The organism is Companilactobacillus nantensis DSM 16982 (assembly GCF_001435815.1).
Classification (GTDB): Bacteria; Bacillota; Bacilli; order Lactobacillales; family Lactobacillaceae; genus Companilactobacillus; species Companilactobacillus nantensis.
Map to the genome: position 1 here is coordinate 57,146 of NZ_AZFV01000006.1, position 25,061 is coordinate 82,206.

The following is a 25,061-nucleotide window of genomic DNA, read 5'->3' on the forward strand; positions in this document are numbered from 1 at the left end:
AAATTGTTAGCTGAGATTTTTTAATTTATTTATCAATACCAACTGAAATATCGTGATATTCGTCAACATCTTTCAAAGTATTAGTAAGTTCTTGTTTAATACCATCAGTCGCAAAAGTACCCAATGGCAAGTGTTCAGGGACTGTTTCATGATTTGTAGCGAAATCATAAATTGTTTCAGCAATTAATTCTGGATTTCCGGGAGCTTGAGTAACACCAGCTGAAGCACCATTTACCATATCCGCAAACTTGCTATAATCGGCAATTTCAACTGGTGCAGTTTTACCAGCATTCCATTTTGTTCTAGCACCACTTGGTTCAACGTTCATAACTTGAATGCCTAATGGAGCAACTTCTTGGCGCAAAGCGTTTGAATACCCTTCTACGGCAAATTTAGTGGCACTGTACCAACCGAGAGTCGGTAATGAAGTAACGCCTAAGGCAGACGAAATATTGACAATTAAGCCTTGTTTTTGTGAACGCATGATTGGCAAAACAGCTTTTGTAACATTGCCTAATCCAAAAACGTTAACCTCAAACATTTTACGAACATCTTTCTCATTACTTTCCTCAATTGTTCCAAAATAACCTAAACCAGCGTTGTTAACTAAAACATCAATTCCACCAAACTTATTCTTAGCTGCTGCCACACCAGCTTGCACAGCTGTTTCATCGGTCACGTCCATAATAACCTTGTCTATATGCTTGGTATCGAAAGCATCCAAATAATCTAAATCCGCTGTCTTACGAGCTGTTGCCACCAAGTTAGTATCAGCTTGTTTGGCCACAATTTGTGCCAATTCCTTACCAAATCCACTTGAAGTTCCTGTAATCATCCATGTTTTTGTCATTAATATTACCTCTGTTTTTTATAATTAATTTTCTATTAATTGAGAATACGAATTGTAATTTAACACTTAGAGGTCGCTCTAAGTCAAACATTTAAACTTTTTGCCCCTTCATATTCCTTAAAGAATAATATTATTCTTAAAACCATAAGACGCCACAGGCGTCTTTTTTTAGTTCTCGGAACAAATAAAAAAATGGAGGTAATATCTAATGACATTAGATATCAGATTTACAAAAATTATCGAGGAAATGACAGAAGACTTGGAGATGCAGGCTGGACTAGTTTTAACTGGTGCTCAATTAAGAGAACTTAAGTTGAAACAACATGTTGTATTAAAAGATTCTGAAATCAAGCCTTATTTGTACAATATCAAAGAATTTTTGGCTAATACTCAACCGAGTGAACGTGTTTGGGATTGTTTTAACGTTTTGTCTAACAATACTTATATTATTGCTATGCACATTGAATCACCATATTTCTACTTAGATACAGCTGATTTAAATGGATAATAAAAAACCTCAACCTTAATTGGTTGGGGTTTTATTTTCTAAATACTAGTTATCTTGCAAAATCTTCTGCCGTATAAATATTACCATCTGAAGACTCATAAATTCCAACACCAATCTTAGTTGCATTAGGATTTATAATTGCAGAATAGTGATTCCAAGTTGTAGAAACACCTTCTCCACGATAATTATCTAATACAAGATTTGCATACCCTAGTGCCGTTTGATCCGTCAGATCCATCCAAGGAGAACCAAAAATATTTTCTCCTTGACTATACATATTAGGAATTTCCTTATGTAAATAATTAACAAATATAGAGTTTCCGGCAGCATCATAATGAGTAAAGTTTGTCGAAATTTCTTCAGCACGTCTACCTGCTATAGAATCCAATCCTGAATCCTCCGCTACGGGAGCTAGTCCTCGAGATTGACGTTCAGTATTAATTGTTTCTATAACTGCCTCACGAACATCAGACACCTTAGGATATCTCTTATGAATTTGTTCATACGTTAATCCATTAGTACCAACTTCAACATTAGCATTCAAGTTAGGATCAATATCAGAATTATTTGAAACATCATTGTCATTTCCATTATTCGTAGGAGTATCAGTCGAAGTATCTGATGAACTATCACCTGTACCCCAACCATTACCCATATTCATTGAACCAACAACAGAGAAGTGAGTATTAATCCCAAAATCAGCAATATAAGTTGGATTTGTCATTGGATGATTATAAGTTAAATTAGAAGCGTCCGCATATTCATGCGTTGAAACTTGCACGAATTGTTGACCATTTTTATTAACAATATATTTTCCAATTGCCCATTCTGAATTTGGTGCTAAAGAACGGTCGGCCATTTTGTTGGTATCATCACGAAATAGTGGCAAAAGTGTAGTAGCTTTACCAGCAACTTTATTTGATGATTGTTGTGCTTGACCAGCTAATGATGAATCTTGTGCACGTAAATATTCATTTGTCGCAACTTGATACATTGTTTCGCCATTGATTGTGGCAGTTTTTCCTACAGCCCAAGCACTATTTGGTGATAAGGCACGATTAGTAATTAGATTACCATTTGAAGCATATAATCGAGCTACGACGCCTGAGTGAACTGTGGCAACTGTAGCAGCGTCTGCATTATTCGCATTAAAGGCTAGAACACCAGTAGTAGCCATTTCTAAAGCGGCGATAATTGAGACTGATTTTGATGTGATTTTCATAGTATTATTATCCTTACCTAAATTTCTAAACTATTTCATACCTAGGTATGGGTCAAAGCCAATTGTCTCAACGTTTGATGGTGTCATGTTCAATTGAGCATCCTTAGCATTGACAAAAGTTCCTAAACCAACTTCGTAGAATGTGTCCTTACCATTTGAAACAACGTGGCTAACTCTCCAAGCAGTGTTTGCGCCCATTGTTTGATAGCGTGCTGGATCACCCTTTGTTGCTGAGAAGTACAATGGACCACCATTACTATTCATTGTTGCAACTAAACTGGTTGTAGCTTGTTGTTGTGGTTGACCTGTAAGTGTTGAGTCAGAAGCTCTTAAGTATTCGTTTGTAGCAACTTGATACATTGTTACACCGGCAATTTTGCTGATTGTACCAACGCGCCATGCAGTATTAGGAGCTAAAGCACGGTCAGTAACCCAAGCACCGTTTGAATTGTAAAGTTGTGCGGTAACACCGGATTTAACAGTTGCGACTGTAGCGGCGTTTACTTCTGTATTATTGCTTGATAATGTCGTGATTGCTCCTGTTGTTGCCATTAATAATGCAGCTACTAAAGTTGCTGATTTTGATGTGAATTTCATAATATTTGATCCCCTTTTTATTAAAAATTATCTTATCTTAAAAAATATTAAATTCTATTGACTATCTATCGCTGGCATTTTATCAGCTATTGCTTGAACACCCTGTTTTTGCTCATCAGTTGAATAATATTTATTTTCCAATTCACTCAATTGAATATCATGTTTAAGTAAAGGTGCGTCGGCAGTCGATTGTCCACCGCTGTAATCCTTGGTGTAGTAACTTACAGTATTACCATTAATTTCATATCCAACCGTAGTGACTGCTGTTCCAATCCCAATCCAATAATTACCACCATCCGTATAAATACCTAATGGTTCTTTAGAAACATCATCTCCTGGAAAAACTAATTGATGAACCATAACTCCAACCATTTTAGGGTCAGTCGTTAATTGTCCAGTTTTACTTTGAGAGGTTGTCTGACTACTTGTTTCATCGGAGTCGACTGTTGCTTTTTTGCCAGCCACAATATCATCAAAACCAGATTTTAATTTAGTATTTCCAGTTTCAATCAAATTTGGTGTTCCATTGGTGCTTTGATCAACTAAAACTATTGGTTGATCATTATGAAAGGCAAAAAAGTAGGTAATATGATTTGGCAGTGGTGGTACTACGCCGTTATAGTTGTAAATTGCGACAACATCATATTCATTCGTACCTTTACCGTCCTTACTCCAATCAATTGACGCATTAGCGCCCTCAACTGTGACCCTCGATAAATCATCTGGATATACCATTCCAGTTGAAATTTTCAAAGAATTCTTTCCATCATATTTAACATATGACTGCTTCATTGTAGGACCCCATTGATCCATAAAGGCCTCCAATTGATTATCTTTGGTGCTATCCCAAAGAGTATCGGACTTTTTTGTACTTTCTTTGGGTTGATTACTCTTCTTGCGCTTTACGACAGTCTTAGTTGTTTTTTGACTATTAGAACTTTGTTTACTTGGTTCTTGATTTCCACAGCCAGAAACAACCAATACACTTGCCAATAATAGCGTAGCTAATCCAATTTTCTTCACACGCATCCCCCACCTTTTCTATGATTAAATTAATTCCCTAATAAAAGAGATTATCTTTAATCTCGTATACAATCTGTATTATACGACAATTTTTTTATAAATTTCGTCCAAAAAAATAAAATATAAAAAGTAAAATTATTATTTGTAATTAGTCCCTTTTGGCACAATTAATTCCAATAAATTTTTGCTAATTAAGTTTCTCTCAAAATTAAAAAAGGCAATCTTTTAACTCAAATGGGTCAAAAGATTGCCTTAATTAGTTTTATGCACTTTGTTCATTATAATAAACTGGATTATTGTATACCCTATTTTGATAGGCCAACTCTTGACACGATTTTCTCATTTCTTCCAGCTGTTCCTTATGAAATCTCTTTGCTTGAAACATTTGCATGCCTTGATTGGCTGCAACTACAGTTAATTTACGGTTAACTGCTTGTCCTTCTTTTTCAATATTCGTTGCTAATTCCTTAATACTGTTCTTAATAGTAACTACATTTTTATTTAAAACATTCAAAATATTTAATTCTTGGTCTTGATTATGAATCATTTGTTCTTGATTAGAAATGATATGCTCCTGGTTTTTAGTTTGACGTTTCATTTCATCAAATTGTTTCTGTTGAATGCTTTCTTGTGCCATGATTTGAACACAATCTTTCCAGTTATCTGCTTGTCCTGAATCTAATAAATCTAGTGATTTTTTTACTGAAACATTATCCTCAAATTTAGAAGGTAGCAGTGCATAATTATTAAAATCAATTTCATTTAACTCATTTAAGCATTTTCTAGTGGTTTCCTTTGCCTGTTCTATCAATTTGATATTTTCCGAGTGATTACAAAACTCCTCAAATGCAGCTGACCACGCTTCCGCTTCTGCATTTTTAACAAGTCCCTCATACTGATTAAGAAAATTGGTTGCTATATTTATAGATTCTTTGAGCTGTTCTCGATGCTTATCTACCCCGGTTGCTTGGATTGTTTTAATTTCAAACCAAATAAAGAAGAACGATCCCAAAATTGCCAATGGAAAAAAACGAGATATTATCCAAAAAACAATTATTGCGATAGCCCCTCCTGATAACATTTGTTTGACATTATCTTTTTCAGGATCAATCAAACCTTCTTCGAATTTTACTTTTTTGTCCAGTTTACGAGCTTTTTTGGCAGCCGTTTCATACTGTTCCTGTAATTCGAAGATTCTTTGTTTATAATGACTAGAGCTTCCCATAATCTGTGTTTCAAAATCATCTGTGCTTTTACCAAATTTATGTGCAATTTCATTGTAGGCATCATGCACATATACATCACCTTCAACTAAAGTATATAGCTTGGCATATTGATTAAAATTATCGAATAAGTTCTGCAATATACCGCGTAACTCTTCACGTTCCATATCGTAAACTTTTTTCATATACTCATCCCCGATTCATTACTTTTTGATACTTTTGACATCTAATTTAAGAATCTCAACACAAAAAAATTGCCAAAAATAAATCCCTTCAAATCCATTTAATCCCATAATTAGTATTTTATCCTTTAATCAAATATCGATTTGATTATACAACTTTTTACAAAAATTCAGAACATTATTCATGTCTATTGAGTTATGGACTCGGCAGACCATTCAACTCAAAAATATGGTTCAAATCCTTTAATATAAATCAAAAAAGACTGAAAAATTTTTCCAGTCTTTTTAAATATTTAAATTTAATTTTTTCTAAAACTTCTCAATAACCTTAAATTCACCATGTTCCAAACTTTTCCCAGTCAAATATTTCTTAACCGCCACTGCCAAATCAGATGGAACAACTTCAAGCATCATATCATTCGCATTTATTTGTCGTTGATTAGAGGAAGTATTTAAAACAACCAATAATTTCTTTTCACCTTGCCAATAAACGTAGCCCACACCATAACTATCAAAATAAAATGGTGCGAAGTCAGCTCCATCGATCCATTGATGTTGAAAACGCCAGTGATACCACTGTTCAACAAATTGTTGTAAATTGACATCTAGCTTATCCCAAGGGAAAAAGGCTCGGTTATTCGGATCTTTACCTCCCATCAAGCCTGTTTCATCCCCGTAATAAACACAAGGTACTCCGGGCAAGGTAAATAGCATCCCAAATGCTTGTTGCAGCCAGTCCCGGTTGCCATGTAATTTAGTCAAAATTCTCGTCGTATCGTGGCTACCAATATTATTGAAATTATATTTAAAAACAGTTGGTGGATAGTTCTCTTTCAGTGTCATTAACTCCAGCCACCATTCCGATGGCTTCAAGTCTCCCGTCAACACCCGAATAATCAACTTACGCAACGGATAATTCATTACAGCCTGTAACATTTCGCCTTCCAAATAATGACGACGTTTACCGTAGGCTACTTTGTGTGAAGCATCTTCCCAAACTTCACCAATCAAAATTCGATCTGGATACTTATCAAGTGCTTGGCGAATTCCCATAATAAAATCATCTGGCAATTCATCAGCCACATCCAAACGCCAACCATCAACGCCACGTGCTGTCCAATAATCAATAACTGAATCATCATTACCATAAATAAAGTTTTGATAATCAACATTATTTTTATTTACGGTTGGCAAATCAGTCACACCCCACCAGCTGTCATATTCTTGCGGATACTTAGTGAAAGTAAACCAAGGATAGTAACGACTATCTTGCGATTGAGCAGCCCCAAGCGTTTCGTAAGCCCCGGATTGATTGAAGTAACGCGAGTTCACCCCAACATGATTAAAGACCCCATCTAAAATCAAATGCATCCCGGCCGCATGAATGGCTCGGACTAATTGATCAAAATCTTCCAAAGTTCCCAGCATTGGGTCAATCTTAAAATAGTCGCTCGTATCATAACGATGATTGCTTACAGCCTCAAATATGGGACTCAAATAAATAACCGTCACACCTAATTGTTTTAAATATGGTAGTTTTTTCTCAATTCCTAATAAATTGCCGCCATAAAAATCCCAACGAACGACTTCCTGTTTATTGTTCCGAATATACATTGGCAAATCACTCTTCTGCCCATAAATAAAGCTATTGGGTTTCGGACTATTGATGTGACCATCAGAATTACCATTGCTGAAACGGTCGACAAAAATGTGATAAGCCAAACCTTTTTGATACCATTCTGGAATTTTTTCAACTTGATTCATCACGGTCAATTGATACATCTGCACATCTGACCGTTTCAAATAAGTCACGCCTTCACCACCGAAACCCCCATCGAGACAACCGTAAAAACAACTTTCCTGACTAGTGATCACTTCAAAGTAATAAAAATGAAGGCCTGAACACTGTGGTGTAAATTTGGTTTGATAAAAAATACTATTTTGATTCATCTGCAGTTGATGTTCCGTATCCCAATGTCCATCACGAGCAACGTGCAAGATGACTTGTTGAATCGCATCGCTGGCATGAACTTTAATATTAAACGTAATTTCTTGCCCTTTGACCACGGCACCAAAGGGACTTTTTTTCGATATTTGAAATGAATCATACTCAATTACAATGCTCATCGAAGGACCACCTTATTTTAAAATCCGATTATATGGTACTTGCCAAATATCTTCCGCATAACGGGCCACTGAATAGTCAGCTGAGAATGTTCCAGAAGCAGCAATATTAGCCAATGATTTCTTTTGCCAAGTAGTTGTATCTTGGAAATCCTGAGCAATTTGTTCTTGTTGTTTGACATAATCGGCATAGTCAGCCAAAACAAAATACTCATCATTATATTTCAACAATGAATCATAAATTTCATGGCCTTCAGTGCTAATCCCTGGAATCAAATTGGTAATCAAAGCATTAACAACACGTTGCAATTCGGGATTACTCTCATAAACTTTTCGAGCACAATAATCATTGCGACGATAATATCCATAGACATCATTAGCTGTCAGGCCAAAAATATATTCATTTTTCTTACCGGCTGCTCGAATAATATCAATATTGGCACCATCCATCGTAGCTAGCGACAAGGCACCATTAGTCATCAATTTCATATTGCTTGTACCTGAGGCTTCCTTAGAGGCTGTCGAAATTTGCTCACTAATATCAGCTGACGGAATAATCAACTCCCCTAAAGAAACGCCGTAATTTGGAATGAAGACCACTTTTAATTTGTCACCAATATCAGGGTCATTATTAACTAAATCAGCCAAGGCATTAATAACTTTAATAACGGACTTAGCGTAGTGGTAACTTGGCGCAGCTTTAGCACCAAAAATATGAACTCGTGGCGTTACTGCTTGATCCGGATTTCGTTTAATTTCCAAATACTCACGGATAATTTCCAACATATGTAAAACTTGGCGCTTATACGCATGGAGTCGCTTGATTTGCACGTCAAAAATAGCATCCGTCCGAATCGTAATTCCCATTTCCGCTTGAACGTAATCAGCTAGCCGTTGTTTGTTAATCTTTTTCACTTCAGCTAACTGTTTTAAAAACTTATCATCATTTTCATACGCAGATAACTCTTGAAGTAATTTAGGATTAGCATGCCATTTTTTACCAATTTTACTATCAATTAATTTCGTTAAAGGCTGATTGGCAATTTCGAGCCAACGTCTGTCAGCAATTCCGTTCGTCTTATTGTTGAATTTCTCGGGATAAATTCGATACAAATCAGCCAAGACATCTTTCTTCAACAACTCTGTATGTAACGGCGCTACCCCATTAACGCTGTGACTACCAATAACTGCCAAGTAAGCCATTCTAACTTGTCCATCGCCTAAAGGGGCTGTTCGGTCGACAATATTTTGTCCAAAGACAGGTGCTTTATCTGCACGATACCGGCGGTCGATTTCTTCAACTATTTGATAAATTCGTGGCAACAGTCCCCGAAACATATCTATTGGCCACTTCTCAAGTGCTTCTTGCATAATTGTGTGGTTGGTATAACTCATCGTTGACGTTGTAATTTGCCAAGCCAAGTTCCAAGGGCAATCGTATTCGTCTAACAAAATCCGCATCAATTCCGGAATAACTAGCGTTGGATGGGTATCGTTAATATGAATCGCCACTTTTTGTGGGAAATGTTTAAAACTCGTATGATTTGCCGCATAGTGACGGACAATACTCTGAACACCCGCTGAAGAGAAGAAATATTCTTGCCGCAAACGTAATGAACGGCCTTCAGCATTACTGTCGTCAGGATATAAAACTTTAGTAATATCGTCGATATTGTCCCGTTGTTCTTGAGAATAATACGTCTGCTCTTCATTTGGTGGCAATTCAGCCGACCACAAGCGTAAAGTATTTGTGACCACATTGTGATAACCAATAATCCCCGTATCATATGGCACAGCTAAAACATCATCTGTATGGTCATAAACTGGTTTTAAACTCCCGTCGGGCTGTTCCTGTAACCAAACGTGTCCACCAAATCTCACTAAACAGGCACGGTTCTCTCGTCTGACTTCCCAAGCATTGCCATTTCTCAGCCAATCATCGGGCAACTCAACTTGATAGCCGTTCATGAAAACTTGTTTGAATAAGCCATAACGATAACGAATTCCGTTACCATTACCGGCCATACCAATACTTGCCATTGAATCCATATAACAAGCAGCCAAACGTCCCAAACCACCATTACCTAAACCAGGGTCAGGTTCAGCTTGAACAATTTTGTCAAAATTCAATCCTAAATTTTTTAGACCTTTTTTCACCACATCAGTAATACCCAAATTCAACATGTTCGACTGCAACAATCGTCCTGGTAAAAACTCAATCGAAAAATAATAGACTTGCTTAACATCATTTTTACGATAACTACGTGACGTATCAGTCCAACTTTCCCCGTTATAACGCTTAATTAAATGTCCTAACGCCATATATTGTTCCATTGGTGACGTGTCTTTTAAGTCCACAGCGTAGGTCGCTCTGATTTCATTGATAAAATCTTTTGTAAACTGAGCTTCTTTCAATTCCATATTTATGCCTCTATTCTAAGAGATCCAAACTGACTAATCGGCCAATTCTTGATACAAATCGCAATATTTCTGAGCCGACTTTTTCCAACCGAAATCCTGTGTCATACCTTGTTTTCTAATTTTCTGCCAAGCTTCTTGGTCTTTATCGTAAACATCAAAAGCTAAATTAAGCATCTTACCCAAGACATCAGCTTGATAATCATCGAAGCCAAAGCCAGTTCCTGCTTTTGTAAATTGATTGAATGGGACAACTGTATCACGTAATCCCCCTACGGAATGGACGATTGGGACACTGCCATAGCGCATAGCCATCATCTGCGACAAACCGCATGGTTCAAAGGCTGACGGCATAATGAAACCATCACTTCCAGCGTAGATTTGTTGAGCTAGTTTGACATCGAAATCAATTTTGGCAACAAATTTATCAGCATAAGCACGCTGATAACCACGGAAGCCTTCTTCCAAATCTGGATCACCAGTTCCCAAAATAATCACTTGGACATCCCTAGTCTTCAAAAAGTCATCTAAGGCATCTAACAATAAGTCCATCCCTTTTTGTCTCGTCAGACGAGAAACTACCGCAAAGACTGGGACATCTTTTTCAGGCAAGCCAACGGCCTTTTGAAGGGCTTTTTTATTCACCGCTTTACCACTCATATCAGTGACACTGTAATGTGCGGCGATTGCTGGATCAGTTGCTGGATCGTAAACTTGCATATCAATTCCGTTAATAATCCCTTGTAATTTGTAAGAATTATCACGTAAAATTCCATCCAAATTTTCCCCAAAACCGGGCGTTTGAATTTCTTTAGCATAACTTGGAGAAACAGTTGTTACAGCATCAGCGTAAGTAATGCCACCCTTCATAAAGTTGACATTACCGTAATATTCCACGCTACCCTCATTAAATGTTCGACGACCAATTCCAAAAAGACTGCCCAGAATAATTGGATCATAAACACCTTGGAATTGAATATTATGAATTGTCAGCACAGTTTTAATATGGCGATAGGCATTGATCCACTGATATTTATCTTTCAATAGAACCGGAATAAAAGCAGTATGCCAGTCATTAAGGTGCAAAACATCCGGAATATAATTGATTTTTTCCAGCATTTCACAAATAGCTAGTTGGAAAAAGGCAAATCTTTCCCCATCATCCCAATAACCATAAATATTGTCACGACCGAAATATTCTTCATTATCAATTAAATAATATTTGAGTCCGTTTAAAGTTAACGTCTTGATGCCACAATACTTCGTTTTTTCACCCACACGAACGGTAAAGTGCATTACATCTTTGACAAGTTCTTGATACTTCTCTGGAAACAGTTTGCCATAATATGGAATCACCACGCGAATCGGCAACTCGGCTTGATGCAAAGCTTGTGGCAATGCCAAACTAACATCACCTAATCCGCCTGTTTTATAAAATGGTGCCGCCTCTGCTGCAGCGAATAAAACTTTAGTCATTTGCAACCTCCTCTTGTTGAAAGATACGTTGACCTTTACCGATAACAAGTGGTTTTTCCGGCGTGCCTTTCAATTGTAAATTAGGACCGATGACAACGTTTTTATCAATAATGGTGTTCTCGATTTTTGTCCCTGCCCCGATGCGAGTACCTTGCATGATAACCGAATCCTTGATTTCTGAATTGCGGTTAATGAAGACATTCCGGAAAATAACTGAATGATCAATCTGCCCTTCGATATAACCACCAGTCCCACAGAGACTACCTTTAACGTGCGAACTCTTAGCAAAAAAGGTTGGAATTTCATTTTTGACCTTGGTATAAATCCGTCGTTGTGTGTACAGTAATGATCTGAAATTATCTTCTTTCAAGACTGACATATTAGCATTGTAGTAACTTTCAATGTCGTGAATATTAGCGTAGAAACCAGTGTATTCAAAGGCATTGGCACTGTGTTGAATAACGGCTTGTAACATTAAATCTTCTAAGCTAACCAGGTCGCCACGTTCATTGGCTTCTTTCAAAATATCAATCAAATCAATCGTACTCAACAAGTAAATATTCAAACTCTTAGCATATTTACCATTCTCATTAGGCGAAACATTTTTACTAGCAGCTGGCAAAACAGCGGTCGCCATACCATTGTCAGTCAACTGCAAAACACTTGTATTAGGACAAGCTTCATTGGCATCAATACTCTTATAGACTGTTGTCACGGGATTATCGCGTTCACGGTGATAACGTAATAACGCCTTTAAATCAATATTGCAAACATTTCTCGTACCCATAATGACGGTAAATTCACTATTACTGCGTTTCAAAAAGAGAATCGTATTGTCGTAATAATGGTGAACTAAAGTTTCTTTTTTTTGTGGAGCAATCAATGATAAATCGTTATATGGAAAATTAAATAACCCGCCACGAATCGTATCAAGGTTCCAATCATTCCCACTACGAAGGTGATCTGCAACTGAACGACCTGAGCGTGGTGAAACAATCATGACGTTTTGAATGCCGGCATTAGTAATGCTGGAAAGTGGAAAATCAATCAAACGATAACGTCCGCCAAAAGGTAGAGTTCCTACTGGTCGGTCAAGCGTTAATGGTTCAAGATTTTCCCAAGGTTCAACTAAGTTAATAACTGCACTTACAGTATTGTGTCTCATGATTTTTTTACCCCCAGAACTTCGCCATAACCAACTACGGCAATATCATCTTCCGTACCTTTCACAACTGCATCATCACCAATCACAGCCTCTTCGCCAATCAAAGCATGGTCAACCACGACATTCTTGCCAATCGTTGCCCCAGGCATAATCATACTGTCAACCACTCTACTGCCAGCACCAACCGACACTCGCTGTGACAAAATCGAATGGTCGACTTCTCCAGCGACATAACAACTGTCCACAACCATGGAATTATTAATATTACTTGTCGCTGTTAAATACATTGGTGGCAATACTTGCGCTTTAGAATTGATACGCCAATTGTGATCGCCAATATTCAAGCTATTGTAAGGTGAAAGAAATTCCATATTAGCTTGCCAAAGACTTTGAATCGTTCCGACATCACGCCAGTAGCCTTCAAATGAGTAAGCATAGGCAGATTCATTATTAGCGAGGTACATTGGAATAACATTTTTCCCAAAGTCTTCTAATTCTTTATTGGTACTGAAACTTGTTGTTAAATAGTTGCGCAAAGTTTCCCAGTTGAAAATATAAATTCCCATTGAAGCCTTGTTACTCTTTGGATGTTCTGGTTTTTCTTCAAACTCGATAATGCGATCTGTTTCGTCAGTATTCATCATTCCAAAACGCTTAGCTTCTTCTGGAGTTACTGGAATAACTCCAACCGTTAAGGATGCTTTCTTAGCTTTGTGATATTCCAACATTGCCCGATAGTCCATTTTATAAATATGGTCTCCTGACAAAACGAGTAAATACTTAGGATTTTGTTGATCAATATATTCAATATTTTGGTAAATGGCGTGGGCCGTTCCTTCGAAGAATTTTTCACCTTCAGTGGAAGAGAATGGCTGCAAGACTGTCACGCCACCTGTTTGATCGTCCAAACCCCAACTAGAACCATTGCCAATGTGGGCATTGAGTTCCAAAGGTTGATACTGAGTAATGACCCCGACTGTGTTAATACCAGAATTAGCACAATTACTTAATGTAAAATCAATGATCCGATAGCGTCCGCCAAAAGGAATTGCTGGTTTCGCTGTCGACTTTGTCAACTTACCTAAACGACTACCCTGGCCGCCGGCAAGAATGATTGCTAACATTTCATCATTTTCATTCATAATGACTCACCCTCTATTAAGTTTGATTGGTTTAATCAAGAGCGCTCCCATAGCTGGAAGTGTTGCCGTAAAACTCGCTGGTTGACCATGAAAAGGTGTGTTGTCTGCTGTGAAATTAGTCTCCAGTTTGGTCCAAGTACCGCCATAGCGCTCATCTTCCGTGTTAATCAGTAATTCATATTCACCTGAATATGGCACCCCAATTCGATAATCTTTCCGTTCAACTGGCACAAAGTTAAACGCGGCTACCACAAATTGACGTTTTCTTTTACCTTGGCGAATAAATCCCATCGTAGAACTAGCCGCATCATCAGTATTGGAATAAATCATCCCCGCAGGCTCATAATCCTGTTCCCAAAGCGGCCTTTCATCGTGATAAATATCATTCAAAGCTTTCGTAAAATCATCCATTTGGTGATTCATGGCATCTTTTAAATCAACCCATTCGAGCTGACTCCAATCACGCCATTCCAAAAATTGACCCCATTCCGAGCCCATAAAACGTAATTTTTTACCGGGAAAAGCTAATAAATAAGTCATCATCGTCCGCAAATTAGCGAATTGGTTGTAACGATCACCGGGCATCTTGTGCATCAGCGACTTTTTCCCATGAACTACTTCATCATGTGAGAATGGCAAAATAAATTGTTCGTTATACATGTAAACAAACGCAAACGTTAGTAGTCGGAAATTATCGCAACGATAAACTGGATCCATTTCGAAAAACTTCAATGTGTCATGCATCCAACCGAGATTCCACTTGTAATCAAACCCTAGGCCACCATTTTCCACCGTATCCGTTACACCTTTATATGCCGACGACTCCTCGGCAATCATTAAAACGTCTGGATGTGCTGCATGAATGGTTTGATTGAGTTTTTGTAAAAATTCAATACCTTCAAGGTTGCGATTATCACCATTTTTATTGATCAAACCTTCTTTGCCATCGTCATAATCCAAATACAGCATGTTCGATACCGCATCCACTCGCAGTCCATCAAGGTGACACTCTTCCAGCCAATACATCGCACTAGAAATCAAAAAACTCTGGACTTGAGCCTTACCGAGATCAAAATTCCAAGCACCCCAGCGTTTATTATCAGCTCGATTCGCATCTTGATATTCAAACGTCGGCGTTCCGTCGTATTGATATAATGCATCATAATTGCGAATAAAATGACCGGGTACCCAATCAACAATTACACCGATATTAGCTAAATGACATTTTTCAACAAAAGCTAAGAAATCGTCTCGTGTACCAAAACGACTAGTTGTCGCAAAATAACCGAGTTGTTGATAACCCCATGAAGCATCCAATAAATGTTCCATAATCGGCATCAATTCAATATGCGTATAACCTAATTTTTTAACGTAAGGAATCAATTCAGCAGCTATTTCTGAATACGTATAATAACTATCATCAGCATGACGTTTCCAAGAACCAAGATGAACTTCATAAATATTCATTGGCCGCTCAGCCGCATTACTTCGTTTTCTTCGTCCTAACCACAATCCATCACGCCACTTATGCGTAATCGGACTTGTGACAACAGCCGCATCCCCAGGTTTTCTTTCAAACTGTGTGGCATATGGATCAATCTTGAGAATTCGTTCATCATCAGGTCCCACAATCGCAAATTTATACAAATCACCGGCAGCTACGTTAGCTAAATCAAGATGCCAAATACCAGTGTCCTTAATTTGTTCCAGTGGACTATCTTGCCAATCATTAAAATCACCAACGACCGCAACCGATTTCGCATTCGGAGCCCAAACATTGAATTCAGCTTGCTTATTATCGTGCAGGTGGCATCCTAGAAAACCATAACTTTTGAACGATTTACCAGTGTTGAACAAGTAGCTTTTTTCAGTTAGTTCAGCTTGTAATACCAACCCAATCACTTCCCTTCAAACTAATGTGAATCAATTAACTATTTTAGTTTAAACATCTCTTTATAATTTCATTATAGAATAGTTATTAGTAATTGCACTTCTTTTTTGATGAAAAGATATTAATTACTGTATTGTTGATTATACGGCGGTTTTATGGGATTGGTTAGTTATTGGCAAAAAGTATACAGAGCGTATTTTTTCGATGGTTATAAATGATGATTTAGGTATATTTTTTGTTCATTAGTTCACATTGGCATCAAAAAACTCTTGCAATTTGAAAGGCGGGGCTGTGATATAACTGCTTTTTTCCTAAACATGCAGCATAAACGTGCAACAAAACATAGCTTTTTCCGCTTAAAACAAATAGCTCCAGCAATCCAAAATCGGATTACTGGAGCTATTTGCCTTAATGCTCGAAAGCTGACCATGTTTTGTTCCACTCTCGTTTTGTTATATTCAGTTATTTGTTTTCAAATTAATTTTCTTTAGTACTTAAAACCGGATCGAATAATTGTAGACTAATACAATCCGTTGGTCCCAAATCAGTAATTGCTAGATCAGGGATAGCTGTGATTGGTAGAAATGTCATATAAAACATTGGATCAGCTACTTCACTACCTAGTTCACGAGCGGCTTTTAAAATACTCTTCTCTTGTTGAACTACTTCTTCGGGACTAGCTTCAGAAACAATCCCGGCAATTGGCAATGGTAGGAAGCTTAAGACTTGTTGATCTTTAACAACAATTTGTCCACCGCCACGTTCAATTAATTCGTTAGCAGCAAAAGCCATATCATCTGCATCCACACCCATAACAATTAAATTATTGTCATCTGGTGCTGCAGTTGAGGCCATGGCACCGGCTTGCAAGTTCCAACCTGAAGTAAAGCCGAGTGATTTATTACCGTTAATACCAAATCTTTCAATCACAGATACTAAAGCTACATCCTTAGCTGGATCAATTTGAATTGCATGATCTTTAACAGCTAATTCGACATCGCGACGTTTGCGAACAAATGGACCAACGCTCTTGATAGTTTCAACAGTGGCCGTTCCTTCAGCAATGTCTACTTGGTAAACAAAATCAGCTGCTGAAAGTTTTTCTGCTTGAACTGAATTCATAATTTCTGGTGAGTAGTTAACTTTAGTATCGGATTTTTCGGTAACTACCTTACCTTTAGAAATAACTGAGTCAATTTCAAATTGATTCAAGTCTTCCACAAACAAAATATCGGCATCACGATTAGGCGCAATCATCCCAACTTGATCATCAATTCGATAAGCTTCGGCTGAATTGATGGTTGCCATTTGAATCGCTGTAATTGGTGACACGCCTGCTTTGATAGCCAAACGAACGACGTGGTCCAAATGACCTAGTTCAGCAATGTCCGTGGCAGTAACATCATCAGTACAAAAGCTAACATGGCGGGCTACATTTGCTTTATTTTCAGTGATGGCACGAATATTTTCTTTCAAGAAATGCGTTACTGAAGATTCCCGAACGACAACGTTCATACCCTTACGAGCTTTTTCCAACAATTCTTGGTGGTCATAACTTTCATGATCAACTCGCACGCCACTCATCAAATATTGATTCAATTTTTTACCACGAGCCATTGGCGAACAACCCCAAACTGGCTTGTGAGCAGCTTTGGCATAAAGCATTGTCTTCAAAGTGTCTTCGTCGAGTTCTTGAATATCTTCACGAACCGTTTCCCAAACACCATAAACATTGGCTTGTTTTAACAATTCTTTTTGCATATCAGAATCAATATTTTCAGCAATGGTTGATTGTGGAATCGTATACGGAGTCTTGAAAGGCGCACCCCAGAATAACTTCAAATCAGTTTGATCGATTTCTTTAAAAATTTCTGATAAACCTTTGAGACCAATTACGGAAATATATTCATCCAAACCAGAAATAATACTAGTTGTTCCATGTGGGACAACGGCATTGGCAAAACTAGTCATACTCAACTTGCTACATTCAACGTGAATATGGCCATCAATCATCCCAGGTACTAAGTACTTACCTTGAGCATCAATAATTTTAGTTTCTGGTCCAATATAATCAGCTACATCTTCATCGACAGCCACAATTTTGTCTTTGTAAATTGCTACTTGTGTCGGATAAATTTCTTCTGTTGATACGTTAACTAATTGTCCATTTTTGATTACTGTATCAGCTGGAATTTCAGCAGCCCCAGCGCGAATCAAATCTTTGAAATCATTCATGTCTAACAAGATAGTGCCTCCTAGTTGTAATATGCTGTGGTATTCCGCCTCCAGGAACAAGAAATTTAGGTCGCTATGGGACCGCCGAAAGCCAAGGTCTTTCGGCTCGATTTTGAACCTCGCACAAATCGCGAGTTTCTAAACTCGTCCCGTGGTGTAATGGCTAAAGCCATAACGCCACCTTCACAGCGACCTAATTTCTTGTTCCTTCCGGCTAGTTTATTCGTTATTTTTGTTATGACTTACTAAATAACAAGTACTTTGGAACCTTTAATGCTTATATATATATATCAAGTTACGGTAAACGTTTATCAAAAATAAGATTGAATTTGTAGTTATTAATCAACTAGCACATCACTTGAATTTATGACAATTATTATTTCTGCAAGTCTTATAATTTTATAAATCTCAGTATTGAAACCAACTTTGAAACTACCTAAAACTATTCGGAAAAACCACGAAAGGCTATTTAGGTAAAATATTAATCGTGTAAAGCAAGATGATAAATACTACGAACAAAATGTACATAATTGGATTAATTTCTTTGCGACGTCCCGCTGCTAGCATTGTTAGTGGATATGCTAAGAACCCAAAAGCGATACCGTAAGAAATGTTATATGTCAGTGGCATCCCAACGATTGTTAAGAACGCTGGCATGGCAATTTCAAATTTGCTCCAATCGATTTCTTTCATTGACTGAGCCATTAAAATACCAACAATAATCAAGACTGGTGCTGTAACGTTTGAAGTAACGACGGTTAATAGTGGTGAGAAGAACATTGCTAAGGCGAACAAAACGCCGACTACTAGTGAAGTTAAACCTGTTCGACCACCGATAGCAATTCCGGCACTTGATTCAACATATGCGGCTGTTGGTGTTGTCCCCATAACAGCACCGCCAAGCATTGAAATTGAATCTGCCATTAAAGCACCACCGATACGTGGCATTTTGTTATCTTTCATAAAGCCAGCTTGTGATGCTAAACCAATCAAAGTACCTGCTGTATCAAAGAAAGCAACTAATAAGAAAATCAACACGACTGCCCACAATTGTGGCTGACTAATATCGCCTAAGTGCGCAACCCCTACTCCAAATGTTGGTTTCATACTAGGAATCGAAGAAATAATGTGACTTGGTAATGGAATCAGTTTCGTAACTAAGCCCAAAATAGTTGTTAAAACCATTCCGATAAAGATAGAACCAGGAACTTTTTTAGCCATCAAGAAAGCTGTCACGACTAAGCCAAAAATTGTTAACCATGTTGTTGGAACTGTTAATGAACCCATTTCAACAAGTGTTGATTTACTACCAACAATTAAGCCACCACCTTGGAAACCGACAAAGGCGATAAAAATACCAATACCGGCGGCCATGGCTAATTTCAAATCATGTGGAATTGCATCAATGACAATTTCACGTAATTTAACGAGTGAGAGAATCAAGAACAAGACACTGGAAATGAAAACTCCAGCCATCGCTGTTTGCCAAGGAATCCCCATGGCTAAAACAACTGAGTAAGTGAAAAAGGCGTTATCACCTAATCCTGGTGCAATTGCAATTGGATAGTTGGCTAAAACGGCCATTAAAACTGATCCTAAAATTGCTGATAAAGCTGTGGCTGTAAAAACAGCTCCTTTGTTCATTCCCGCGTCACCCAAAACTTGCGGATTAACAAACAAAATATAAGCCATCGAAACAAAAGTCGTTAGTCCCGCTAAAACTTCACGGCGAACAGTTGTACCGTTAGCTTGCAAATGAAATAATTTCTCAATAAAACTTTTTTGCCCCATTGGTGCATCCATGATAATTAATCTCCTTTGTGCTGAGCATATCGCTCGTTTACAAATGGATTATCTCAAATTTGAAATATAATATCAAGAAAAATGCGATTGTTTATTTGCTAATATCGGTATATTGTTCGTCTTTTATAAAAATATTTCTATTCCAAACGGTTGATTATTCGTTTTAAGCTTGTTATTCTTAACAATATAAAAATAAAGTTGATTAAGGAGTTAATCATTTTGTTGCCTAAAACAATTACTAGAGAATTCATTGAAGGCTTACCTAAAGCCGAACTTCACTTACATTTGGAAGGAACCCTCGAACCCGAATTGAAATTGAAGTTAGCACAAAAAAACGGGGTTGATATTGGTCAAACTACAATTGAAGACGTCCGCAAGTCATATGATTATGATTCACTGGCATCATTTTTAGCTGTTTATTATCCAGGGATGAACGTGCTTCAAACTGAAGATGACTTTTATCAATTAGCTTTAGAATATTTGAAAAAGGCTAAGTTAAATGGCGTTCGCCACGTTGAAATGTTCTTTGACCCTCAAGCTCATTTAACACGTGGGATAGCTTTTGAAACATTTATCAAAGGTTATCACCGTGCTTGTGTTGATGCTGCCGCTTTTAATGTTGATGCACACTTAATCATGTGCTTCTTACGTGATATGCCAGTTAAATCGGCTAATGAAGTTCTGGAAATGGCTAAACCTTACCGTGATATGATTTTAGGCATTGGTTTAGATTCCGATGAACATCACAATCCTCCATTGAAATTTGCTCGTCCATATAGCGACGCTGCCAGTCAGGGTTACCACACAACCATGCACGCTGATATCGACCAGGTTGATTCCATTGAACATATTAAACAGGCGCTAGAAATTATTGAGGTTGACCGTTTGGACCATGGAACAAATATCGTCGAAAACCAAGATTTAGTTGATTGGGTAAATCAAAAACAATTGGGATTGACGAGTTGTCCATTATCCAATGGTTTTGTTACTAACGATATGAAGGGTAAAAAAATCGTTGAATTGATGGAACAAGGCGTTAAAGTTTCGATTAATTCTGATGATCCAGCTTACTTTGGTGGTTATATTGCTGATAACTACGAAGCTTTGGCTAAAAAATATAATTTGACTGCTGCACAATTGGTTACTTTTGCTAAGAATTCTTTTGAAACTTCTTGGATCAGTGATTTTCAAAAGGAAACTTATCTTAAAGAGATTGATGAGTTTGTTGAGAAATTTTAAATTTTAAGAAATAAAAAACACGCGTGAATTTGGTCAATAATAATGACCTGATTCACGCGTGTTTCATCGTTTTTATGTTAAATTGTTATTTTAATTTTTATATAACTAAAAAACTGTTACAGAAAGAAGAGTGAATAAATTCTAGTGCATATGGAATTTATTCATTCTTATTTGCTGTACTTTATAAGAGTAATCAAGTTTATGAAAGAACCAGAATACTATCTGTAACAGTGGTTTTTTATCTATCTTTAATGCTTATAATAGATTTTACATTAATTTTGTTTGTACCAAATTTCATGGGTAGTGTTCGATTCCAAAGAATTACCATTAAGGGTATACGTTGTGCTCCCACTTCTATTCACAGAATTACCATATTCTTTATAAGTAATAGTGACTTGATTTCCACTAATATTAGCAACACTATAATAATAACCATACGTGTCATTTCCAATATCATTGGCAAAGGTATCAACAAAGAATCTAAGATCTGATCTATCACTTATCCATGTTCCATATAAATCATCTTTAGTTACAACTGAAGTAGCTGGTCCATCATAGTCAGTTTCTGAAGCTTTAACATATTCGTATGTAGCAACTTGATACATTTTTTCATTATTAATAATCTTTGTTTCTCCAACCTTCCATGCTGTATGTGGTCCCAAAGCACGGTTTGTTACCAAATTACCTTGTGGATTGTAGATTCTAACAATATTACTACGTGTAGTTGTAATTCCTGCCGCTGATACATTTGTAATGTTACTGAATGCCCCGATTGAAACTGCCGCGAATCCCGCAATAATAAGACTACCTATAGTACTTTTTCTCATAATGTTCTCTCCTTTTTATACATACATATGCCTAAATCAGTTTCATTATATATATACAGTTGTATATTTACAAGATGATTTTTTAAATTTTGCTGATAACATTTTCTCAATGAACTACTTTTAAATCTCAATATCCACATCATAATTACTAAATCAAAATAGATTATTTTCAACTACTCATTCCGACACATTGATGTACATACATTTATTTTTATGAAATTAAACATATATGTGGTAACCTTTCATAGATACAAGAGTTGCATTACTATTGAAATTACAAATAACATCAACTGATTGGAGGAAATTTAATGCTTGAAGAAATCGGTAAAATAATTCGTAAACAAAGAAAAAATCTTAATATGACCATTGAACAATTAGCCGAAAAATCTGGTTCATCTCCCAGTTTAATTTCAATAATTGAACGTGGAAAACTGGACAATATCAAAATCCAAAAGCTAAACAGCATTGCACTTGCTCTTAATTTACAGTTATCTGATTTCTTTCTAAACAAAAACTTACAAGATCCCGACACATTAAATTTGCTCAACTATCTATCTACTCTTCCAGAAGATAAGCGTCGAGATCTAGCCAAATTAATTATGAGAATCAAGAATTTATAAATCATATTTTTTTATAATCGACCATGCAATTTGTTCAATTGTGTGGTCTTTTTTTAAACTCTTAAATTCATCATCTAATTGAATCGGATTCGGTAAATGTTGAAGCGTTAAAATATCAAAACTATGAAAATCTACTCTTCTATTGCTTAATTCATAAATAGAAAATTTTAAATCCTGTAGTTTTTTCATATTCTTAAAAATGTCATCTTCCGCCTTCATAAAATCCCCCCGAAAATATAACTTATTACAAAAATCACTTTAGCACCTTCGTGTGACACATTTTGACGTATAAAGGATAAATAAAAAAAAATATATTTTTATACGAAAAAAAGGCCAACTCTAATTGAGTGGACCTTTTTTTCACTTTAAAAAAAATTCGAAAAACCATTTAATGTTTCAGTAAGTTAACGTGATATTTTTTCCGTTCATAACTAAATCCTGCACCGATAACTTCATGTGCATCAAGTACCGTCACAAAAGCTTTATCATCAACCGATTTAATTACCTGCTTTAACTGCGGAACTTCCCGCGGTTGGACCATCAAATAAATGACCTGCTTTTTGTCATTATTGTAGCCACCCTCAGCGTTCAAAAGTGTCCAGCCACGATCCAATGTAATATCAATTAATTGCGTAATTTCTTTATACTGGTCGGAAATAATGAACACGGCTTTAGCGCGATTAGGACCTTCTTGAACTAAATCAATCATTCTTGCTAGTAAGTAACTAACAATTAACGAATACATAATATGGTAAAAATCCAAATATGATAGCGATAAAAATAATACCATGTAATCCATAATCATGATGCCTTTACCAGACGACACGCCGAAACTCGACTGCCCGACACGTGCGATGATATCACTACCACCAGTGGTGCCATTGAAGCGGAAAACTATCCCAATACCGAGACCAGATAAAACTCCAGCTGCTAGGGATGCCAGCAACAAATCATGTCTTAATGGCAATGGAGCAATGATTGTTTGATGAGACCACAATATTAGGAATAATGACAAGCAAACCGTTCCATAAAGTGTATAGAACATCACCCGTTTCCCCAAGTATCTGAAACCAATTAAAATTAGTGGGATATTAAGAATTAAGGTACTGATACCAGGATTAATGTGGAAGAAATAGCGAATAATCAAGGTGATACCACTCAGGCCCCCATCAGCTAAACCATTGGGAATGGAGATCATATCTAGACTGAAGGCATAAATGGCACAGCCTAGGGTTATCATTAATAGTTCTAAACTATTATATTTGGTCCATTTTAGTTTCATGTTTTTGCCCCTCCAATATAATAATTTTTGTTATTAATTATAGTGTATACTTAAATATTTTTTTACTGTGGCATTAGCAACTGAATTAAGAGTTACTTAATGTAAAGCACATACCTTTTATTGTAATTGTTTTATTATGAAAAAACGTTATGTTAGTTAGAAAATTTTGGCATCAATAGTTGAAACGTCATAATATGTCGCGTAAAAATACTATAGTATTCATATTGAATAAGAAGAAAACAAAAATTCGATGGCTCCCCTCAGGAGGAATAACTATGAGTGTAAATGATCGTGTTGCTTCAATGTTCATCCGTATGATACAAGGCGAAACACTTTACCTTAAAGATGAGGAAACTCGCTATGATGTCAAAGGTAGAACTATTGAGCGCTATATAAAATCTATTCGAGAATATATCGAAGATAGTGATGTGAACTTAAATTTTGTCACCAAGACTAATCCCCCTCGCTATTGCATCACTAAAAATACCGATATCCCATTTGAAGAAATCCTAGCATTACTAAAAATAGTCATTGGTACTCGTTCCTTTAACAAAGCTGAATTTGCTCAACTGCGTAATCGACTTCTGAGTCAATTATCAAAAGAAGACCGTAACAAAGCCATTCAACTAACCAATAGTACCGTTGCAAAATATGTACCAGTTGAATCTAAATACAATTTATTAGGACGTATCAACGATTTCTCAAATTATATTAATGACCACCTGACAATTGATTATAAATATCACAGTAGTTCTGGACTCGTACGCCAAGGACTGGCACTACCTATAAGTATTTATTTCGACACCTTTTATTTCTATGTTGTCATGTACAATGAAGAATCAAACCAGAGTTTTCCCTACCGTCTGGATCGATTTGAAGAATATGCTGCATCAAAAGCCGACAAAATCAAAATGCCACGCCAATTAAAAAAGGACGATGGCTCAGAACGAAATAATACTTACTTGTTGAGCTATGGTAATAAAGTTAACTTTGAATTTTATTATTCCGGCTATCCCCAAACAGCCCTCGACCGATTACCAGATTCCAAGATAAAACAAACGCTTGATAATGAAGTCCTTATTGAAGGCAATGCCTATACTCAAGGACTAGTTTTGTGGATTATGAGTCAAGGTTCAAGAGTCCGCGTTAAATCACCAGTCTCACTCGTCAATGCTGTAAAGGATGAGTTAGAGAAGACATTACGATATTACGAATAAAAATAACACATTAGGAA

The 25,061-nt window shown here is 36.7% G+C and carries 20 protein-coding genes; 4 read left to right on the forward strand and 16 right to left on the reverse strand.

All coding sequences use genetic code 11. The features are described from left to right. Positions 1 to 25: 25 nt before the first annotated feature. Positions 26 to 850 carry an SDR family NAD(P)-dependent oxidoreductase gene (locus FD31_RS03815; protein WP_057891438.1) on the reverse strand — a complete coding sequence of 275 codons (825 nt, stop codon included), beginning with the start codon at positions 848 to 850 and terminating at the stop codon, positions 26 to 28. Between the two features lie 208 nt (positions 851 to 1,058). Here FD31_RS03815 and FD31_RS03820 point away from each other — a divergent pair, with 208 nt between their 5' ends. Continuing rightward, a complete protein-coding gene (locus FD31_RS03820) occupies positions 1,059 to 1,358 on the forward strand; it encodes a hypothetical protein (protein ID WP_057891439.1) in 300 nt (99 codons plus the stop codon). 49 nt (positions 1,359 to 1,407) lie between these two features. Here the strand turns inward: FD31_RS03820 and FD31_RS03825 are convergent, their stop codons facing one another. The 12 genes from FD31_RS03825 to FD31_RS03880 form a co-directional block, all read right to left on the reverse strand. Next, positions 1,408 to 2,580, reverse strand: coding sequence for a CAP domain-containing protein (locus tag FD31_RS03825; protein ID WP_057891440.1), 1,173 nt, complete (start codon positions 2,578 to 2,580; stop codon positions 1,408 to 1,410). A 30-nt stretch (positions 2,581 to 2,610) separates the two neighbouring features. After that, positions 2,611 to 3,177 (reverse strand): SLAP domain-containing protein, encoded by a 567-nt coding sequence (locus FD31_RS03830; protein WP_057891441.1) that lies wholly within the window; start codon positions 3,175 to 3,177, stop codon positions 2,611 to 2,613. A gap of 54 nt (positions 3,178 to 3,231) precedes the next feature. After that, entirely contained in the window at positions 3,232 to 4,200 is a 969-nt protein-coding gene (locus FD31_RS03835; RefSeq protein WP_057891442.1) for an Lreu_0056 family protein, read from the reverse strand. A gap of 262 nt (positions 4,201 to 4,462) precedes the next feature. After that, positions 4,463 to 5,608, reverse strand: coding sequence for a hypothetical protein (locus FD31_RS03840; protein WP_057891443.1), 1,146 nt, complete (start codon positions 5,606 to 5,608; stop codon positions 4,463 to 4,465). 306 nt (positions 5,609 to 5,914) lie between these two features. Next, a complete protein-coding gene (locus tag FD31_RS03845) occupies positions 5,915 to 7,726 on the reverse strand; it encodes a glycoside hydrolase family 13 protein (protein ID WP_083483578.1) in 1,812 nt (603 codons plus the stop codon). Positions 7,727 to 7,744: 18 nt separating this feature from the next. Then, positions 7,745 to 10,150: a glycogen/starch/alpha-glucan phosphorylase gene (locus FD31_RS03850; RefSeq protein ID WP_057891444.1), complete on the reverse strand. Its 2,406-nt coding sequence runs from the start codon at positions 10,148 to 10,150 to the stop codon at positions 7,745 to 7,747. Between the two features lie 33 nt (positions 10,151 to 10,183). Further along, positions 10,184 to 11,623 (reverse strand): glycogen synthase GlgA, encoded by a 1,440-nt coding sequence (gene glgA, locus FD31_RS03855; protein WP_057891445.1) that lies wholly within the window; start codon positions 11,621 to 11,623, stop codon positions 10,184 to 10,186. Further along, positions 11,616 to 12,788, reverse strand: a complete 1,173-nt coding sequence (gene glgD, locus FD31_RS03860; RefSeq protein WP_057891446.1) for a glucose-1-phosphate adenylyltransferase subunit GlgD — start codon at positions 12,786 to 12,788, stop codon at positions 11,616 to 11,618. Before glgD ends, glgA begins: the two co-directional genes overlap by 8 nt. Then, positions 12,785 to 13,930 (reverse strand): glucose-1-phosphate adenylyltransferase, encoded by a 1,146-nt coding sequence (locus FD31_RS03865; protein ID WP_147007288.1) that lies wholly within the window; start codon positions 13,928 to 13,930, stop codon positions 12,785 to 12,787. The genes glgD and FD31_RS03865 overlap by 4 nt, the downstream gene beginning before the upstream one ends. 6 nt (positions 13,931 to 13,936) lie before the next feature. Beyond that, positions 13,937 to 15,823 (reverse strand): 1,4-alpha-glucan branching protein GlgB, encoded by a 1,887-nt coding sequence (gene glgB / locus FD31_RS03870; protein ID WP_057891447.1) that lies wholly within the window; start codon positions 15,821 to 15,823, stop codon positions 13,937 to 13,939. 475 nt (positions 15,824 to 16,298) lie between these two features. After that, the gene (locus tag FD31_RS03875) at positions 16,299 to 18,056 is read right to left on the reverse strand and encodes an adenine deaminase C-terminal domain-containing protein (RefSeq protein ID WP_057891482.1); all 1,758 of its coding nucleotides are present in this window, start codon (positions 18,054 to 18,056) and stop codon (positions 16,299 to 16,301) included. Positions 18,057 to 18,521: 465 nt separating this feature from the next. Further along, positions 18,522 to 19,859, reverse strand: a complete 1,338-nt coding sequence (locus FD31_RS03880) for an NCS2 family permease (RefSeq protein ID WP_057891448.1) — start codon at positions 19,857 to 19,859, stop codon at positions 18,522 to 18,524. Positions 19,860 to 20,081: 222 nt separating this feature from the next. Here FD31_RS03880 and add point away from each other — a divergent pair, with 222 nt between their 5' ends. Further along, the gene (add, locus tag FD31_RS03885) at positions 20,082 to 21,098 is read left to right on the forward strand and encodes an adenosine deaminase (protein ID WP_057891483.1); all 1,017 of its coding nucleotides are present in this window, start codon (positions 20,082 to 20,084) and stop codon (positions 21,096 to 21,098) included. 272 nt (positions 21,099 to 21,370) lie between these two features. Here the strand turns inward: add and FD31_RS03890 are convergent, their stop codons facing one another. Then, complete coding sequence (locus tag FD31_RS03890; protein WP_057891449.1) at positions 21,371 to 21,925, reverse strand: hypothetical protein; 555 nt, start codon at positions 21,923 to 21,925, stop codon at positions 21,371 to 21,373. A 308-nt stretch (positions 21,926 to 22,233) separates the two neighbouring features. Between FD31_RS03890 and FD31_RS03895 the strand changes: the two genes are divergently transcribed. Then, positions 22,234 to 22,545, forward strand: coding sequence for a helix-turn-helix domain-containing protein (locus FD31_RS03895; protein WP_057891450.1), 312 nt, complete (start codon positions 22,234 to 22,236; stop codon positions 22,543 to 22,545). On the opposite strand, the gene FD31_RS03900 is transcribed toward FD31_RS03895, so the two are convergent. After that, positions 22,540 to 22,764, reverse strand: coding sequence for a hypothetical protein (locus tag FD31_RS03900; protein ID WP_057891451.1), 225 nt, complete (start codon positions 22,762 to 22,764; stop codon positions 22,540 to 22,542). The genes FD31_RS03895 and FD31_RS03900 overlap by 6 nt on opposite strands. 169 nt (positions 22,765 to 22,933) lie before the next feature. Next, positions 22,934 to 23,827, reverse strand: coding sequence for a YitT family protein (locus tag FD31_RS03905; protein WP_057891452.1), 894 nt, complete (start codon positions 23,825 to 23,827; stop codon positions 22,934 to 22,936). Between the two features lie 275 nt (positions 23,828 to 24,102). Here FD31_RS03905 and FD31_RS03910 point away from each other — a divergent pair, with 275 nt between their 5' ends. Continuing rightward, positions 24,103 to 25,044, forward strand: coding sequence for a helix-turn-helix transcriptional regulator (locus FD31_RS03910; protein WP_057891453.1), 942 nt, complete (start codon positions 24,103 to 24,105; stop codon positions 25,042 to 25,044). Positions 25,045 to 25,061 lie beyond the last annotated feature (17 nt).

Bases quoted from the DNA above. Each gene is read 5' to 3' on its own strand.
- FD31_RS03815 (WP_057891438.1), bottom strand. From the start codon at position 850: ATGACAAAAACATGGATGATTACAGGAACTTCAAGTGGATTTGGTAAG.
- FD31_RS03820 (WP_057891439.1), top strand. From the start codon at position 1,059: ATGACATTAGATATCAGATTTACAAAAATTATCGAGGAAATGACAGAA.
- FD31_RS03825 (WP_057891440.1), bottom strand. From the start codon at position 2,580: ATGAAAATCACATCAAAATCAGTCTCAATTATCGCCGCTTTAGAAATG.
- FD31_RS03830 (WP_057891441.1), bottom strand. From the start codon at position 3,177: ATGAAATTCACATCAAAATCAGCAACTTTAGTAGCTGCATTATTAATG.
- FD31_RS03840 (WP_057891443.1), bottom strand. From the start codon at position 5,608: ATGAAAAAAGTTTACGATATGGAACGTGAAGAGTTACGCGGTATATTG.
- FD31_RS03850 (WP_057891444.1), bottom strand. From the start codon at position 10,150: ATGGAATTGAAAGAAGCTCAGTTTACAAAAGATTTTATCAATGAAATC.
- glgA (WP_057891445.1), bottom strand. From the start codon at position 11,623: ATGACTAAAGTTTTATTCGCTGCAGCAGAGGCGGCACCATTTTATAAA.
- glgD (WP_057891446.1), bottom strand. From the start codon at position 12,788: ATGAGACACAATACTGTAAGTGCAGTTATTAACTTAGTTGAACCTTGG.
- FD31_RS03865 (WP_147007288.1), bottom strand. From the start codon at position 13,930: ATGAATGAAAATGATGAAATGTTAGCAATCATTCTTGCCGGCGGCCAG.
- FD31_RS03875 (WP_057891482.1), bottom strand. From the start codon at position 18,056: ATGAATGATTTCAAAGATTTGATTCGCGCTGGGGCTGCTGAAATTCCA.
- FD31_RS03880 (WP_057891448.1), bottom strand. From the start codon at position 19,859: ATGGATGCACCAATGGGGCAAAAAAGTTTTATTGAGAAATTATTTCAT.
- FD31_RS03890 (WP_057891449.1), bottom strand. From the start codon at position 21,925: ATGAGAAAAAGTACTATAGGTAGTCTTATTATTGCGGGATTCGCGGCA.
- FD31_RS03895 (WP_057891450.1), top strand. From the start codon at position 22,234: ATGCTTGAAGAAATCGGTAAAATAATTCGTAAACAAAGAAAAAATCTT.
- FD31_RS03900 (WP_057891451.1), bottom strand. From the start codon at position 22,764: ATGAAGGCGGAAGATGACATTTTTAAGAATATGAAAAAACTACAGGAT.
- FD31_RS03905 (WP_057891452.1), bottom strand. From the start codon at position 23,827: ATGAAACTAAAATGGACCAAATATAATAGTTTAGAACTATTAATGATA.
- FD31_RS03910 (WP_057891453.1), top strand. From the start codon at position 24,103: ATGAGTGTAAATGATCGTGTTGCTTCAATGTTCATCCGTATGATACAA.